This window comes from Streptomyces sp. NPDC048383, assembly GCF_040651775.1.
GTDB lineage: Bacteria > Actinomycetota > Actinomycetes > Streptomycetales > Streptomycetaceae > Streptomyces.
Genome location: NZ_JBEZKS010000014.1, coordinates 99,337 through 114,334 on the forward strand (window position 1 = coordinate 99,337; position 14,998 = coordinate 114,334).

15 protein-coding genes and 1 pseudogene are annotated in these 14,998 nt (G+C 74.2%); 7 read left to right on the forward strand and 9 right to left on the reverse strand.

What is annotated here, in order from left to right:
• Nucleotides 1–61: 61 nt before the first annotated feature.
• A complete protein-coding gene (locus AB0D46_RS12880) occupies nucleotides 62–1,774 on the reverse strand; it encodes an MFS transporter (RefSeq protein WP_362877347.1) in 1,713 nt (570 codons plus the stop codon).
• A 347-nt stretch (nucleotides 1,775–2,121) separates the two neighbouring features.
• On the opposite strand from AB0D46_RS12880, the gene AB0D46_RS12885 reads away from it, so the two are divergent.
• Both AB0D46_RS12885 and AB0D46_RS12890 read left to right on the forward strand, forming a co-directional pair.
• The gene (locus tag AB0D46_RS12885) at nucleotides 2,122–3,246 is read left to right on the forward strand and encodes a glycosyltransferase family 39 protein (protein WP_362877348.1); all 1,125 of its coding nucleotides are present in this window, start codon (nucleotides 2,122–2,124) and stop codon (nucleotides 3,244–3,246) included.
• A 282-nt stretch (nucleotides 3,247–3,528) separates the two neighbouring features.
• Complete coding sequence (locus AB0D46_RS12890; protein WP_362877349.1) at nucleotides 3,529–4,635, forward strand: phosphatase PAP2 family protein; 1,107 nt, start codon at nucleotides 3,529–3,531, stop codon at nucleotides 4,633–4,635.
• 328 nt (nucleotides 4,636–4,963) lie between these two features.
• Here AB0D46_RS12890 and AB0D46_RS12895 read toward each other — a convergent pair.
• A pseudogene (locus AB0D46_RS12895) lies at nucleotides 4,964–5,213 on the reverse strand (WYL domain-containing protein); the annotation flags it as partial.
• Between the two features lie 72 nt (nucleotides 5,214–5,285).
• Nucleotides 5,286–6,062 (reverse strand): transglycosylase family protein, encoded by a 777-nt coding sequence (locus AB0D46_RS12900; protein ID WP_362877350.1) that lies wholly within the window; start codon nucleotides 6,060–6,062, stop codon nucleotides 5,286–5,288.
• Between the two features lie 292 nt (nucleotides 6,063–6,354).
• On the opposite strand from AB0D46_RS12900, the gene AB0D46_RS12905 reads away from it, so the two are divergent.
• Both AB0D46_RS12905 and AB0D46_RS12910 read left to right on the forward strand, forming a co-directional pair.
• On the forward strand, nucleotides 6,355–7,167 hold the full coding sequence (locus AB0D46_RS12905) for a hypothetical protein (protein WP_362877351.1): 813 nt from the start codon (nucleotides 6,355–6,357) through the stop codon (nucleotides 7,165–7,167).
• Nucleotides 7,168–7,383: 216 nt separating this feature from the next.
• Nucleotides 7,384–7,764 carry a hypothetical protein gene (locus AB0D46_RS12910; RefSeq protein WP_362877352.1) on the forward strand — a complete coding sequence of 127 codons (381 nt, stop codon included), beginning with the start codon at nucleotides 7,384–7,386 and terminating at the stop codon, nucleotides 7,762–7,764.
• 12 nt (nucleotides 7,765–7,776) lie between these two features.
• Here the strand turns inward: AB0D46_RS12910 and der are convergent, their stop codons facing one another.
• The 5 genes from der to AB0D46_RS12935 form a co-directional block, all read right to left on the reverse strand.
• Nucleotides 7,777–9,237 (reverse strand): ribosome biogenesis GTPase Der, encoded by a 1,461-nt coding sequence (gene der, locus AB0D46_RS12915; RefSeq protein WP_362877353.1) that lies wholly within the window; start codon nucleotides 9,235–9,237, stop codon nucleotides 7,777–7,779.
• Nucleotides 9,238–9,312: 75 nt separating this feature from the next.
• Nucleotides 9,313–9,900, reverse strand: a complete 588-nt coding sequence (locus AB0D46_RS12920; protein ID WP_362877395.1) for a lysophospholipid acyltransferase family protein — start codon at nucleotides 9,898–9,900, stop codon at nucleotides 9,313–9,315.
• A 56-nt stretch (nucleotides 9,901–9,956) separates the two neighbouring features.
• A complete protein-coding gene (gene cmk, locus AB0D46_RS12925) occupies nucleotides 9,957–10,658 on the reverse strand; it encodes a (d)CMP kinase (protein ID WP_362877354.1) in 702 nt (233 codons plus the stop codon).
• 144 nt (nucleotides 10,659–10,802) lie between these two features.
• Complete coding sequence (locus tag AB0D46_RS12930; RefSeq protein WP_362877355.1) at nucleotides 10,803–11,891, reverse strand: prephenate dehydrogenase; 1,089 nt, start codon at nucleotides 11,889–11,891, stop codon at nucleotides 10,803–10,805.
• Between the two features lie 115 nt (nucleotides 11,892–12,006).
• Nucleotides 12,007–12,459 carry a YidB family protein gene (locus tag AB0D46_RS12935; protein ID WP_362877356.1) on the reverse strand — a complete coding sequence of 151 codons (453 nt, stop codon included), beginning with the start codon at nucleotides 12,457–12,459 and terminating at the stop codon, nucleotides 12,007–12,009.
• Between the two features lie 172 nt (nucleotides 12,460–12,631).
• On the opposite strand from AB0D46_RS12935, the gene AB0D46_RS12940 reads away from it, so the two are divergent.
• From AB0D46_RS12940 to AB0D46_RS12950, 3 genes are all read left to right on the forward strand, one after another.
• Nucleotides 12,632–12,973: a DUF952 domain-containing protein gene (locus AB0D46_RS12940; RefSeq protein WP_362877357.1), complete on the forward strand. Its 342-nt coding sequence runs from the start codon at nucleotides 12,632–12,634 to the stop codon at nucleotides 12,971–12,973.
• 81 nt (nucleotides 12,974–13,054) lie between these two features.
• Nucleotides 13,055–13,510 (forward strand): Rieske (2Fe-2S) protein, encoded by a 456-nt coding sequence (locus AB0D46_RS12945; RefSeq protein ID WP_362877358.1) that lies wholly within the window; start codon nucleotides 13,055–13,057, stop codon nucleotides 13,508–13,510.
• Nucleotides 13,511–13,538: 28 nt separating this feature from the next.
• Nucleotides 13,539–14,231 carry a nucleotidyltransferase domain-containing protein gene (locus AB0D46_RS12950; RefSeq protein ID WP_362877359.1) on the forward strand — a complete coding sequence of 231 codons (693 nt, stop codon included), beginning with the start codon at nucleotides 13,539–13,541 and terminating at the stop codon, nucleotides 14,229–14,231.
• A gap of 23 nt (nucleotides 14,232–14,254) precedes the next feature.
• On the opposite strand, the gene AB0D46_RS12955 is transcribed toward AB0D46_RS12950, so the two are convergent.
• Nucleotides 14,255–14,998 (reverse strand): nucleotidyltransferase domain-containing protein, encoded by a 744-nt coding sequence (locus tag AB0D46_RS12955; protein WP_362877360.1) that lies wholly within the window; start codon nucleotides 14,996–14,998, stop codon nucleotides 14,255–14,257.

Here is a 14,998-nt window from a genome sequence, read left to right on the forward strand (position 1 = left end):
GCAGTGCAAGTTTGTCGCCGGTCGGGCCCCGGGTCCACCCCCGACTTCCGGGAGCGTGCCGTCAGGCGGTGCGGCCGGGCCGCCCGCCGACGGCCGGGTCGCGGTCGGACCCGGTCGGCCCCGGGATCCGCGCCCCGGCGTTCGCGGCGGGGGCCGTCGACTGCGCGGGGAGCCGTACGGAGCATTCCGCTCCGGTTTCTTCGTCCCCGACCGGCTCGGTGGCGTCCATGGCGCGCGGCAGCTTCAGCGCCATGACGGCTCCCGCCAGCAGCAGGGCGGCGCTGACGACGAGGGTGACGTGCAGGCCCTGCACGAAGGAGTGCCGCGCCGCGGCGTACAGGGACTCCCCCGCCGGGCCGCCGAGCCGGGCGGCGATCTGGTAGGCCTCGCCGAGGGAGTGCGCGGCCCCCGCCGAGTCGGCGGCGGAGACGCCGGGGACCTGGTGGAGGCCGGGCGCGTAGGCGGCGTTCATCACGCTGCCGAGCAGCGCGATGCCCATGCCCGCGCCGAGCTGGTACGAGGTCTCGCCTATGGAGGCCGCGCCGCCGGCGGTGGCCGACGGGGCCTCGCTCAGCATGGACTCGTAGGCGGCGAACAGGGTCGTCTGGAGGCCGAAGCCGAGCAGGACGAAGCCGACGGTCAGCAGCAGGGGCCTGTCCTGCTGGCCCATCAGCGTCAGCAGCAGGACCGCGCCGGCGGTAAGCACGAAGCCCAGCGAGACCATCGTGCGGGGGCCGACCCGCTGGAGGGTGTACGAGCCGGTGGCGCCCGCGGCCATGGCCGCGAAGGTGAGCGGCAGCAGCCGCAACCCGGTCTCCAACGGGCTCAGGTGCAGCACCAGCTGGAGGTACTGGACGGCGATGAGTTCGAGGCCGACCAGGGCCAGCATGGCCAGCACGATGCAGCCGACGGAGGTGGAGAACGCGGCCCGGGAGAACATCCGCATGTCGATCAGCGGGTGCTCGCGCCGCTTCTGGCGGCGCACGAAGAGGATCAGCAGCGCCGCGCCGACGGCCAGCGGGATCAGCGCCTGGGGGTCGGCGAGGTCGCGTTCGGCGCCGATCCGCTTGATGCCGAGCACCGAGCCGAGCACGCCCGCGGCGGCCATCAGCGCGCCGAGGACGTCCCAGGGTCCGTCGGAGGAGCCCTTGGACTCGGGCAACAGCCAGCGGCCGAGCGGGAGGATCAGGGCCATCAACGGAATGTTGATGAGGAAGACGGAGCCCCACCAGAAGTGCTGGACGAGGAATCCGCCGAGCACGGGCCCGCCGGCCGCGCCGAACGCGGCGACGGCGGTCCAGATGCCGATGGCCAGGGCCCGCTCGCGCCGGTCGGGGAAGACCTGGCGCAGGATCGACAGCGTGGCCGGCATGATCATCGCGCCGCCGATGCCGAGCAGGGCGCGCGCGGCGATCAGGAGCTGGGCGTTGTCGGCGAAGGCGGCGATGGCGGAGGCGACGCCGAAGAGCGCGTAGCCGAGGAGCAGGACGCGGCGTCGCCCGACGCGGTCACCGAGGGTGCCGAAGAGGATCAGGAGCGCGGCGCAGACCAGCGGGTAGGCGTCGACGATCCACAGGAGCTCCATCGCGCCGGGGCGCAGGTCCTCGGTGACGGAGGGGACGGCCACGTGCAGGATCGTCGCGTCGAGCGCGACGAGCACCAGGCTGACGCACAGCACCGCGAGGACCCACCAGCGGTTCGCCCCGCCGGAGACCGCGCTGAGCCGCTGCCGGAAGGAAGGGGTCCTGTCGCCGGTCATGTGCGTGCCCGACATGCATGTACCTCCCAGGTGATCCCTCACACTCGGCGGACCTGCGTCGTCGGCCCGCCGCGGGTGGTGCGCTTGCGGCGTCCAACGGGGTCCGGCATCGACACGCGAGTGAACGGTCAGCGTACGCGAGTTCGCGTGTCCGACACGTGGTCAAGCTCTCACCTCGACGACGGCCGGCCTGTGGTGTGCGCCACTCCCCCGATTCCCCCTTTTCTCCCGGTGCGCGCGCACGCACGTTCCGTGGTTCCGCGCCGGCGGTGCGGCCGGGCGGCGCGGGCGCCGGGAGCCGGGCCCGCGAGACTGTCGGGGTGAACGACACGCCCGTGCCCCCCGTGCCCCCCGAGACAGACGTGAGCGAGCCCCCCGCGGCGCCGTCCCGGCTGCGGCGGGCCGCTCCCGCCCTGGCCGCCTTCGCGGCCGTCCGCCTGCTCGGCCTCGCCGTCCTCGCGCTCTGGGGGGCGGTGGCCGGCAGCAGTCCCCACACGCTGCTCTCGGCACGCTGGGATTCGCTCTGGTACGCCCGGATCGCCGCCGAGGGGTACGGGTACGAGGTGGTCCTGCCGAGCGGGGCCGTCCATTCCAACCTGGCGTTCTTCCCGCTCCTGCCGTGGCTGGAGCGGCTCGTTGCGGCGGTCACCGGGCTCTCGTACGGGTCGGCGGGCCTCGTCGTCTCGGTGGTGGCGGGGTTCGCCGCCGCCTGGGGGATCTTCGCGGTGGCGGATCTGCTCCTCGGGCGCCGCGCCGGGATCCTCGCGGTGGCACTGTGGGCGGCGCTGCCCGTCGGCGTCGTGCAGTCCATGGCGTACAGCGAGGCCCTGTTCACGGCGCTGGCCTCGTGGGCGCTGTACGGGGTGCTGCGCGGGCACTGGATCACGGCGGGCCTGCTCGCGGCCGGGGCGGGACTGACCCGCCCGGTCGGCGCCGCCGTCGTCGCGGCGCTCTGGGTGGGGGCCGCCCTGGCGTGGCGGCGCGGCGAGGGCTCCTGGCGGACGGCCACCGGGGTGGTGCTGGCTCCGTTGGGGGCGGCGGCGTACGTGCTGTGGGTGGGGCGGCGCACCGGTGGCGGGCTGCTGGGGTACCTGGACGTGCAGGCCGGCTGGGGCAACGGCTTCGACGGGGGCTGGGCCTTCGCCCGCTTCATCGGGGCGCGGCTCGCCTCCTCCGCCTTCCTCGCCGGGGTCGGGCTGGTCGTCGGCGTGCTGCTGGTGCTGTGGCTGTACCGGCTGTGCGTCCGGCAGCGGCAGCCCGCCGCGCTGCTCGTGTACTGCGGGATCGTGGTGGCGCTGGCCCTGTGCGCCTCCGGGTACTTCGGCTCCAAGCCCCGGCTGCTGCTGCCGGCGTTCCCGCTGCTGCTGCCGGTGGCGGCCGCCCTGGGCCGGTGGGGGACGCGGCGCGCGGCGGCGGTGCTCGGCGCGGTGGCCGTCGGCTCGGCGGTGTACGGGGCCTTCTGGCTCAACGGGTCCGGACCTCCGTAGGACGGCCGCGGGAAGGCCTCCGGACCGGTCAGGAGGCCGCGATCACGGAACGGATCATTCCAATCCATGATTGGGCAAAGGAATTGACCTGCGGCAATAAGCGTCGGGTAAGTATGCAGATAATTACGCCGCCGGGGCCACGGGAGTTGAATCCCCGGAGTTCCAACGGGTGTCGCAATAACGGGAATTAAGTACTGCGTGAGACGCACTCCACATCACATGGTCATCACAAAGCCCGCGATTCGACCGGGCTGCCCTTCGACGCGCGGTAACGTCGATTGAGTGCGTACCGACCAATTGCTGACCCGGCTGGAGCCGGTGTTCGCCCGGCTGGACCGGGAACCCGAGCGGCCGGCTCATCTGCAAACCCCGCGGATGAGCCGGCACCGCGTCGTGCTCCTCGCCTCGACCCTCGCGTTCTACCTCGCGATCGTCGTGGCCGTGCTGATGACGTCCTGGCTGGTCCGGCTGGACTGGCAGATCATGTTCTTCCGGCCCTACGAGCAGTGGCCTCAGCTGCACGCCTTCCTCGACTACCTCGTCGTCCTGGGCCAGCGCGGCCCCACCGCCGTGATGGTCGCGGCCTGGCTCGGCTGGCGCTCCTGGCGCCAGCACACGCTGCGCCCGTTGATCACCCTCGGCGTGGCCCTGCTGCTGCTGAACATCACCGTCGGCGCCGTGAAGCTCGGCCTCGGCCGGCTCGGCCCCCACTACGCGACCCAGATCGGCTCCGCCGAACTCTTCGCGGGCGGCGATATATTTCCTTCCGGCCACACCGCCAACGCCGTCGTGACCTGGGGAATCCTGGCCTACCTGGCGTCCACCACGGTCACCCGGCGGGTGCTGTCCATCGTCTCCGCGGTGGTCTCCCTGAGCGTCGGCGCCACCACCGTGTACCTGGGTACGCACTGGGTGTCCGACGTCCTGCTCGGCTGGACGGCCGGCCTCCTGATCATGCTGGCGCTGCCCTGGTTCGAGCCGCTCATCGCCCGCGCCGAGGCCTGGGTCTTCGAGCTGCGCGAGATGCTCCGGCGCCGGCTGGAGGAGGGTCGGATCCCCGAGCCCGTCGCCGCCGCGCTCACCCCGCTGCTCTCCGCGGGCGGCAAGTGGCAGCCCCGGCGCGCCGGCGGGTCCGGGGCACCGGCCGCCCCGCCGGTCGCCGCCCCGGTCGCCGCCCCGGTGGTGGCCCAGGTCGCCGCCCCGGCCCCCGCGACGGCGGCGCCCGCCGGGCACTCGCCCGCGCTGCGCCCCGCGACCCACGCGTCTCCCCGGCCGCACCTGATCCGCTCCGAGCGCACCCCGGTCACCCCGGCCGGCAGCCGCCGACCGGCGCACACCGAGCGGACGGGGAGCCGGGGAGCGGCGGCCCGTCCGGCCACCGGAGGCTGAGGACACCGCGCGGGACGGTACGCACACCCTCCCCGCGCGCACGAAGGCGGGCCGGTCACCTGACCGGCCCGCCTTCGTCGTTCATATGCCCGGCCCGTCAGTCTCGCGCCCGGATGTTCCTCCGTACCGGGTCACGCTTGTGTCACGGGTTGTCGACGGTCGAATGCCCGCCGGGGTCGGCGCGCGATCCGCCGCCCGGAGCCGGACGGCATTCCTCCCCGCCTCCCGCGCACCTCCGTCGGAACCCCTTTCGAATTCCGCCCGCAAGGCACCGAATTCCCCTCGCGCATTGGGCGGCGCCACACCCCCGCAAGCCCGGCCGCCGCCCTCACCTTTTGTCCGTTACGCCTTCCAGGGCGCGGCCGAGAAGGTCCCGGGCGGACCTGATCCGCTCGGTCAGCTCGGCGGGCTGCACCACCTCGAACTCACAGCCGAGCAGCATCAGGTGAATGACCAGGACGTCGAGGCCGACCGCTCCGGTGCGCAGCAGACAGCTGTCCCGCGTCGAGCGGTTCCGGCGCCCCGTCCGCGGGACCCACGAGCCGGGCGGCCTCCTCGACCGGGATCCGCAGCCGCACCTGTTCCAGCTTGGCCGGGCCCGTACGGAGGTCTCCAGCATCCCCGTAGTCTCGCCGACCGCCTCGGCTCCCCTACCGGGCCCCCGGCACGGGCCCGGACGCGGTGGGGGCCGGGGCCGGGGCCGGCGGCGCGAGTACGGGCGGGGTCGCGGACGGCCTCGCGGGCACCGGCGCGGTGGGGTTCGAGGCCGACGGCGCGGGAGCGGGGGCCGGGGTGGGCCGCGGCGCGGGCGGGGTGGCGGGCGGGAGGCTGAGCAGGGTACCCACCGTCAGGTGCTGCGGCCGCTCGCCGAGCGCCGCCCGGTTCGCCTCGTGGAGCGCCCGCCAGCCGCCCGGTACCCGGTGCTTGGCGGCGATGCCCGCCAGGGTCTCCCCGGGCCGCACCACGTGCGCCCGCCCGGCCAGCCCGTACCGCTTCGCGCACACCGGCCAGGCCTCCCAGCCCTGGGTGCCGAGGAGTTCCTCGGCGACGCGGATCTGCTGGGCGCGGGTGGCCAGGTCCGCGCGGGCCGCGTACGCGAGGCCGCCGTGGTCCTCCCAGGTCGGCTGCCAGAACTGCAGTCCCCCGTAGAAGCCGTTGCCGGTGTTGACCGCCCAGCGTCCGCCGCTCTCGCAGTCGGCGACGCAGTCCCAGGGCCACTCGCCGCCCGGCCCGCAGTCCCCCGGCCCGTGCCCGATCACCCCGGGCGAGCCGGGGTGGGCGGCGCCGGCGGGTCCGGGTGCGGGGGGTGGCGGTGCGAGGGACCCGGCGGCGGGGGCGGCCGTGGCCGCGCCCGGCGGGAGGACGAGCACCAGCGCGGCGGCGGCGCGGGCCGCGGCCCACCGCATCCGAGGACGGAGGTCGGGCATCGGCACACGGTACGCGGCGCCCACCGGCGGCCGACCCCGCCACGCGGCGCGGCCGTCGACCCCACCCGTACGGCGGACCGCCCACCCCTCCCGAAACGGCCGACGGCGGCCACCAACTGGGCACATCCGGACAAGAGTTGACACGAGCACGAAGCGGGCCGCGGCCGGTTCACTCTTCCGGGTGTCCGGTTCGATTCCGTTCCCTCAAACGGCGTGACCCCGGCCGTCGCTTCCGCGTTGAGCCCGGCGAGCCGGGAGCCTCCCGGCCTCCGCACGAATGAGGAGCCAACCCGTGCCGCGCATGCTCGACGTCAGTCTTGAGGTACGTGCCGAGATCGGTGACGAGGAAGCCGACAGGCTGCTCACCGGCGACGACGCCCCGCGCAGTTACGACTGCACCTCCTGCCGTACCCCCGGCGACCCCGAGAGCGACCCCACCAGCACGGTGCTGTTCGTCGGCGAGGAGACCGCCGTCCTGGCGTTCGCCCACGCCAACTGCATTCCCTCGCAGGTGGTCACCGTCTCCGAGGAGCAGCTCCAGGGCGCGGTCCGCAGCATCACCGGGGACAGCCCGGCCCCCGCCCCGATGCCCGAGGGCGAGGGCCCGCAGGCGGTTCCCGGCGGCCAGGCCGTCCTCGGCATCACCAGCGGTCTGGTCCTGCTCCACGGTGACCTGCACCCGGCGCTGGTCGTCGAGCCGACCGCCCCGATCGCCCGCCCCGGCACCACCGGCCCCGGCGACGACTTCCTCCCGCTCCTCATCGAGCAGGGCTTCATCCCGGTCACCGACACCGCCGAGGTCCCGTCGGCGCTGAGCGGCTGGTCCGTGCTGCTCGCGGGCGGCCAGCTGCACGCCGTCCTCCAGCCGGGAGTCGACGGCGGGCCCCAGGTGGCCTGGTGGCAGGCGCACCAGGCGCTGAGCGTCACCGACGGCTGGCGGGCCGCCGTGAACAGGACCCAGCGCGTGCTGATCTACGCCGCGCCGGTCGGTTCCATCGGTCAGCAGCCCCGCGAGGACCTGCTCCGCGACGCCCTGGACAAGGCCGCGAGCAACGGCAAGCTGGTCGCCGCCTCCATGCCGCTGGCCGGTACGCCGGGCGCCTGATCCGCCCCCTTCACCTTCCCCGCCGAAACGGCCGCCCGCCCCTCCGCAGGGGCCGGGCGGCATGCGCCGGGGGTGCGCGGTCCGTCCCGCGCACCCCCGGCGATCTGCGTTTTCCGTCCCGTCACCCCGCATCCGCACGGCCTCGGGTTCGTTGGCTGATACGTGCATTCATACGACCCATCCCGCGCCCCGTCCTTTCCGAGCAGCGTCCCCCCGATGCGCCCTTCACGGGATCGGGAGACCACTCCGGCCGCCTCGCACACCCCGATCTACGACACGCTCTATTCGGAGTACCGGCGCTCCTTCCGGGCGCTGCCGGGCGACCGGTCGGGCGAGGAGCACCTCGGCTTCACGGCGTTCTCCCAGAGTGCCTCGTACAGCTCGTACGGCACCGGCGGATGGAACAGTTCCACATGGCCGAGCGACCCCTGGCAGCCCGTCCACGCCCCGCTCCCGGTCCCGGCCACGCCCTCCCCGCAGGCCTCGTACGCCCACGCCGGCACCACCGGGTCCGGATACGGCGGCGGGCGGCAGCACCAGACCGGGATGCAACACATCCCGGCGGCCCTGCCGCCCGCTCCGCGCCGGGGTTACTGACCCCGCGGTCGCCTACTTCTTCTTCTTGTACTGCGCTCCGCGCTTCTCGCGCACCCGCACCGAGATGTGGATCGGGGTGCCCTCGAAGCCGAACTCCTCGCGCAGGCGGCGCTCGATGAAGCGGCGGTAGCCGTGCTCCAGGAAGCCGGAGGCGAAGAGGACGAACCGCGGCGGCTTGCTGCCCGCCTGGGTGCCGAACAGGATGCGGGGCTGCTTGCCGCCACGGATCGGGTGCGGGTGGGCCGCCACGACCTCGCCGAGGAAGGCGTTCAACCGACCGGTGGGAATGCGGGTCTCCCAGCCGGCGAGCGCGGTCTCGATGGCCGGGACCAGCTTCTCCATGTGGCGGCCGGTGAGCGCCGAGACGTTCACCCGGGGCGCCCAGGCGACCTGCTGCATCTCCGTCTCGATCTCGCGCTCGAGGTAGTAGCGGCGCTCCTCGTCGAGGTCGTCCCACTTGTTGTAGGCGATCACGATGGCGCGGCCGGCCTCCACGGCCATGGTGATGATGCGCTGGTCCTGGACGCTGATGTTCTCGGTCGTGTCGATCAGGATGACCGCGACCTCCGCCTTCTCGACGGCAGCGGCCGTGCGCAGCGAGGCGTAGTAGTCGGCGCCCTGCTGGAGGTGCACCTTCTTGCGGATGCCCGCGGTGTCGACGAACTTCCAGGTGACGCCGCCGAGCTCGATCAGCTCGTCGACCGGGTCGCGGGTGGTGCCGGCCAGCTCGTTGACGACGACCCGGTCCTCCTTGGCGACCTTGTTCAGGAGGGAGGACTTGCCGACGTTCGGGCGGCCGATCAGCGCGATCCGGCGGGGGCCGCCGACAGCGGTGCCGAAGGTCTGCGCGGGGGCCTCCGGCAGGGCTTCCAGCACGGCGTCGAGCATGTCGCCCGTACCGCGGCCGTGCAGGGAGGACACCGGGTGCGGCTGGCCGAGGCCCAGCGACCACAGGGAGGCCGCGTCGGCCTCGCCGCTCTGGCCGTCGACCTTGTTGGCGCACAGCACGACGGGCTTGCCGGCGCGGCGCAGCAGCCGGACGACGGCCTCGTCGGTGTCGGTGGCGCCGACCTTGGCGTCGACGACGAAGACGACCGCGTCGGCCGCCTCGATGGCGTACTCAGCCTGGGCGGCGACGGAGGCGTCGAGGCCGAGGACGTCCTGCTCCCAGCCGCCGGTGTCGACGACCTTGAAGCGGCGGCCGGCCCACTCGGCCTCGTAGGTCACGCGGTCGCGGGTGACGCCCGGCTTGTCCTCGACTACCGCCTCGCGGCGGCCGATGATGCGGTTCACCAGGGTCGACTTGCCGACGTTCGGGCGGCCGACGACGGCGAGCACGGGGAGCGGGCCGTGGCCCGCCTCCTGGATCGCGCCCTCGACGTCCTCGACGTCGAAGCCTTCCTCCGCGGCGAGCTCCATGAACTCCGCGTACTCGGCGTCGCCAAGTGCTCCGTGGTCCTGCTGGTCGTTCATGAAGTCCGTTCCTCGTCGTTCGTGGTGATCGGTGGTGCCCGCGCAGCGCGGTTCCACTACTGGTTCAAGTCTCGCTCAGCGCCCGGTGAGGCGCTTGGCGTCGGCCAGGTGGGCGGTCAGCCGGTCCTGGATGCGTACGGTGGCGGCGTCCAGCGCGGTCCGCGTACGGCGGCCCGTCCCGTCCCCGGCGTCGAAGGCGGAGCCGAAGACGACGTCGACCCGGCTGCGCAGCGGGGGGAGCCCCTTGACGACGCGGCCCTTGGCCTCGGTGCTGCCCAGCACGGCGACGGGCACTATCGGGGCGCCGCTGCGGACCGCGAAGTACGCGAGTCCGGCGCGCAGGGACCCGAAGTCGCCGTCGCCGCGGCTGCCCTCGGGGAAGATCCCCAGGGCGCCGCCGCCGTCGAGCACGCCGAGCGCGCGGGTGATGGCGGTGCGGTCGGCGCCGCCGCGGTCCACCTTCACCTGCCCGATGCCGTCGAGGAAGGGGCCGAGGGGCCCCACGTACGCTTCCTTCTTGATCAGGAAGTGCAGGGGGCGCGGGGCGGTGCCCATGACCATGGGTCCGTCGATGTTGTGGGCGTGGTTCACCGCGAGGATGACGGGGCCGGAGACGGGCACCTTCCAGGCCCCCAGCACGCGGGGCTTCCACAGCCCGTACATGAGCCCGATGCCGATGCGCCTGCCGACCGCCGCGCCCTTGAAGGAGGGCGTTGCGCTCACCTGGTGCGCCGCTCTTCGACCAGGGTCACGACGCACTCGATGACCTGGTCGAGGGTGAGTTCGGTGGTGTCGACCTCGACGGCGTCGTCGGCCTTGGCCAGCGGGGACGTCTTGCGGCCGGAGTCGGCCGCGTCCCGCTTGACCAGGGCTTCCCGGGTGGCCGCGAGGTCCGTGGCCTCCTTGCCGCGCAGTTCGCCGCTGCGGCGGGCGGCGCGCGCCTCGGCCGAGGCGGTCAGGAAGACCTTGAGGTCGGCGGCGGGCAGCACGGTGGTGCCGATGTCCCGGCCCTCGACGACGATCCCCTCGCCCGCCTCGGCCGCCTCGGCGGCGATGGAGCGCTGGAGGTCGGTGATCAGGGTGCGCACCTCGGGGACGGCGCTGACGGCGCTGACCTTGGAGGTGACCTCCCGGGTGCGGATGGGGGCGGCGGCGTCGAGGCCGTCCACGGTGATCGTGGGGGCGGCCGGATCCGTACCGGACACGAGGGTGGGCTTGCCGGCGGCGACGGCGACGGCCTGCGGGTCGTCGGTGTCGACGCCGTTGGTGATCATCCACCAGGTGATGGCCCGGTACTGGGCGCCGGTGTCCAGGTAGCGGAGTCCGAGCTTGGCGGCCACGGCCTTGGAGGTGCTGGACTTGCCCGTGCCGGAGGGACCGTCGATGGCGACGATCACGGCGGACGGAGCTGCGGTTTCCACGGTGCGGGCACCTTCCTGGTTGCGCGTACGTGTCCGGGCGCGCCAAAAGCGCCCCTCCCCCCAGGTTACCGGGCCCCGGCACCCGCCGGCTCCGCCCGGGAGGGCGGCCCCCGCGGGGGCCGGGAGCGGCCCGGCCCGACGGGGCTACTGCTGGCGCAGGGCCCAGCCCCGCTCGCGCAGCTCCGCCTCCAGGCCGGGGACGGCGCGCGGCTCCACCATCAGCTGGACCAGGCCCGCCTGCTGGCCGGTGGCGTGCTCGATGCGCACGTCCTCGATGTTGACGCCGGCGCGGCCCGCGTCCGCGAAGATCCGGGCCAGTTCGCCGGGGCGGTCACTGATGAAGACGCCGACCGTCTCGTAGGCGGTGGGGGCCGCGCCGTGCTTGCCGGGGACCCGGACGCGGCCGGCGTTGCCGCGCCGCAGGACGTCCTCGATGCCGGCGGCGCCGCCGCGGCGCTTGGCCTCGTCGGCGGACTGTAGTCCGCGCAGGGCCTCCACGGTCTCCTCCAGGTCGGCGGCGATCCCGGAGAGGACGTCGGCGACGGGCCCGGGGTTCGCGGAGAGGATCTCCACCCACATCCGGGGGTCGGACGCCGCGATCCGCGTCACGTCCCGGATGCCCTGCCCGCACAGCCGGACCGCGGTCTCGTCGGCCTCCTCCAGCCGGGCCGCGACCATGCTCGACACGAGCTGCGGGGTGTGCGAGACGAGGGCCACGGCCCGGTCGTGGGCGTCCGCGTCCATCACGACGGGGACGGCCCGGCACAGCGCGACGAGTTCCAGCGCCAGGTTCAGCACCTCGTGGTCGGTGTCGCGGGTGGGGGTCAGCACCCAGGGGCGGCCCTCGAAGAGGTCGGCCGTCGCGGCCAGCGGGCCGGATCGTTCCTTGCCGGCCATCGGGTGCGTGCCGATGTACGCCCCGGCGTCGACACCCAGCGCGGCGAGCTCGCGGCGCGGGCCGCCCTTGACGCTGGCGACGTCCACGTACGCCCGGGCGAGGCCGCGTCCGATCGCGTCGGCGAGGGCGGACGCCACGTGCGCCGGGGGGACGGCCACGATCGCGAGGTCGACGCGGTGCTCGGGGGCCTCGTCGGTGCCGGCGCCGAGGGCGGCGGCCGTCCGGGCCTGGGAGGGGTCGTGGTCGACGAGGTGGACGGTGATGCCGCGGGCGGTCAGCGCGAGCGCCGCGGAGGTGCCGATCAGTCCGGTTCCGATGACGACGGCGGTTCTCACGGGTGCTCCAGGGTGATCGCGGACGGCAGGCCCCACTCAGGGTAGCCGGCCGGTACGGCGCGAGGGCCCGGCGGCCACCCCGTGGGACGGCGCCGGGCCCGGGGCGGGCTGCCGCCTACAGCTTCTGCTGCTTGATGATGTCCTCCAGCGAGCCCGACGGGAGGGAACCCTGCGGGGTCAACTTGTCGACCGCCGTGGGCAGCGCCCGGGCGATCTGGTCGGCGGCGTGCTCCGGGCTGACGCCCGTCTGCTGGGCGACCTTCTGGAGGGCCTCGTCCGGCAGGGCCTGCGCGATCTCCGCTCCGCTGACGGCCTTGTTCTCGCCGGTGCCGACCCAGGACCGGGCCTGGTCGACCAGACCGGACTTGGTCAGCATGTCCAACAGCCCGCCCAGCGGGTTACTGCCGCCGCCCGCCGCCTGGGCGCCCTGGCCACCGCCGCCCGCGCCGCCGAGGGCTCCGAGCAGGGCGCCCAGGATGTTGCCCGCGCCGCCGCCCTGGCCGCCTTGGCCGCCCTGGCCGCCGCCGAGGAGGGAGCCGAGCAGGGAGCCGAGGTCATTACCCGCCATGGTCACGCCTTTCGAAGAGGGAGCGGGCCCGCTCATCCAGCGCGGCGCCCGGCGTCGAGACACGGACAATGTCACCCGAATCGATCCGAGCCGCCACTCGCCGTACACGCGTGCCCCCGGTAGGGCGGGCCTCCACGCGCCGCCGCCCGCGCCGTGCGGTAGAACGACCGGCATGATCTTCCACATCGTCCCGCTCGCCGACTGGAGCGCCGCGCCGGAGCTCCCGTACGCCCCCGCCTCGCTCGCCTCCGAGGGCTTCGTCCACTGCTCGGCGGACCGGGCGACCCTGCTGGCCATCGCGGAGGCCCACTACCGGCGGACGCCCGGCACCCTGCTCGCCGTGGAGCTGGACGAGACGGCGCTGACGGCCGAGGTCCGCCGGTCGGATGAGTCGGACGGCCGTTACCCCCATGTGCACGGTCCGTTGAACCGGAACGCGGTGGCCCGCGTGTGGGAAGTCGTACGAGCCCCCGGCCGCCCGGCGGAACTGACGCCGTGGCAGCCGGAGGGATGAACCGGTGTGGCGGGCTTCACCTGGGGCCCGCCACGCGCCAGGATGCTCCACGCCATCCCGGCACCCCAGCGAGGAGATCACATGAGCGACCCCACGCAGACCGCCCGGCGCACCGTACTCGCGGCCGGAGCCGCCGCCCTGGCGGCCGGCACGATCACCGCCTGCGGCGGCGGCTCGGAGAAGCCGGCGAGCGAGCCGGGCGGCGCCTCCACCGGTGAGCCGGGCGGGTCCACCGCCGCCCCCGCGGCGAAGGCGCTGCTGAAGTCCTCCGAGGTGCCGGTCGGCGGCGGCACGGTGCTCAAGGAGGAGAAGGTGGTGGTCACCCAGCCGACCGCCGGGTCCTTCCGCTGCTTCTCGGCCGTGTGCACGCACCAGGGCTGCCTGGTCGACAAGGTCCGGGACGGGCAGATCGACTGTCCCTGCCACGGCAGCACGTTCAGCGTGACCGACGGCGCGGCCACCAAGGGCCCCGCCACCCGCCCGCTGCCCGAGAAGAAGATCACAGTGGCGGCCGACGGCAGTATCTCGCTCGCCTAGCGGGCCCGGGCCCGCCTAACCTCCCGGGATGGACGACCTCGGCCTGGTACGGGACCACACGATCTACAGCTGCGTCATGGGCTCCCGGGCCTTCGGTCTGGCGACGGAGGCGAGCGACACCGACGTGCGCGGTGTCTACCTCGCCCCCACGCCGCTGTTCTGGCGGTTCGAGAAGCCTCCGACGCACGTCGAGGGGCCCCGGGAGGAGGAGTTCTCCTGGGAGCTGGAACGCTTCTGCGAGCTGGCGCTGCGGGCCAATCCGAACGTCCTGGAGTGCCTGCACTCCCCCCTGGTCGAGCGGGTCACCCCGGTGGGGGAGGAACTCCTCGCCCTGCGCGGCGCGTTCCTCTCCCGCCGGGCCCACACCAGCTTCACCCAGTACGCGAAGTCCCAGCACGGCAAGCTGCTCGCCGACGTCCGCGTCCACGGCGCCCCGCGCTGGAAGCACGCCATGCACCTGCTGCGGCTCCTGGGATCCTGCCGCGATCTGCTGCGCACCGGCCGCCTCACGATCGACGCGGGCCCCGACCGCGAACGCCTCCTCGCGGTCCGGCGGGGCGAGGTCGACTGGGACGAGGTCGACGCCTGGATGAACCGCCTCGCGGCCGAGTCCGACGCCGCCCTCACCACCGGCCCGCTCCCCGCCGAGCCGGACCGGGCCCGGGTCGAGGACTTCCTGCGGCGGACCCGCCGCGCCTCGGCCGGGGCTGCCCGGGCCTGACGGCCGGGGCGCGCCGGGTCCGGCTACGCGCCGCGCGCGCGGACGACGAACGCGTCGAGCGCCTCGAACGCGCTCCCCCGCTCCGGCAGGGCCGTCGCTGCCCGCGCCGCGTCCAGGACCGCGTGCAGCGCCTCGTAGTCGGCCGTCGGCGGCGCTCCGGCGTACCCGCCGTGCTCGGCGGCCACCTTCGCCGCCACCAGGTCCGCCAGGTGCGCGGGCGCCTCGGGCACCTCGTCGAGCAGGGTCGGCAGGTGGGCCTGTACCTCGCCGGAGCGCATCAGGTGGATGCCGGTGAGTAGCGCGCGGAACGCGTACAGCAGCGGCTTGAGTTCGCCGCTGCTGCCGAAGAGGCGCCACTGGGTGCCGGCGAACCCCCGGTAGTGGTGGGCGTGGTGGGAGGTCAGTACGCCGGGGGCGAGCGCCACGAGTTCCTCGTGCGCGGGGGTGGTGTGCACCACGAGCGGCGACAACAGCTGTTCCAGTACGTAGCCGTTGGGCCGCAGCATCAGGGCCGCGAACTTGCGCAGGTCGTGGGTGACGAGGTCCATCTCCACCCCGTCGTCGTCCCACATCCGGGTCCGGGTCAGCTCGGGGTCCCGCAGGCCGAGCAGCGCCCGCGCGGGCAGCAGGTGCACGCCGCGCAGGTCGACGTCGGAGTCCCGGGAGGGGAAGCCGTACAGGTGGGCGCCCGAGACGGTGGCGAAGAGCAGCGGATCGGGCTCGCGGGCCACGACCGGGGCCAGGTCGAGGGTCATCGCGTCGAGCAC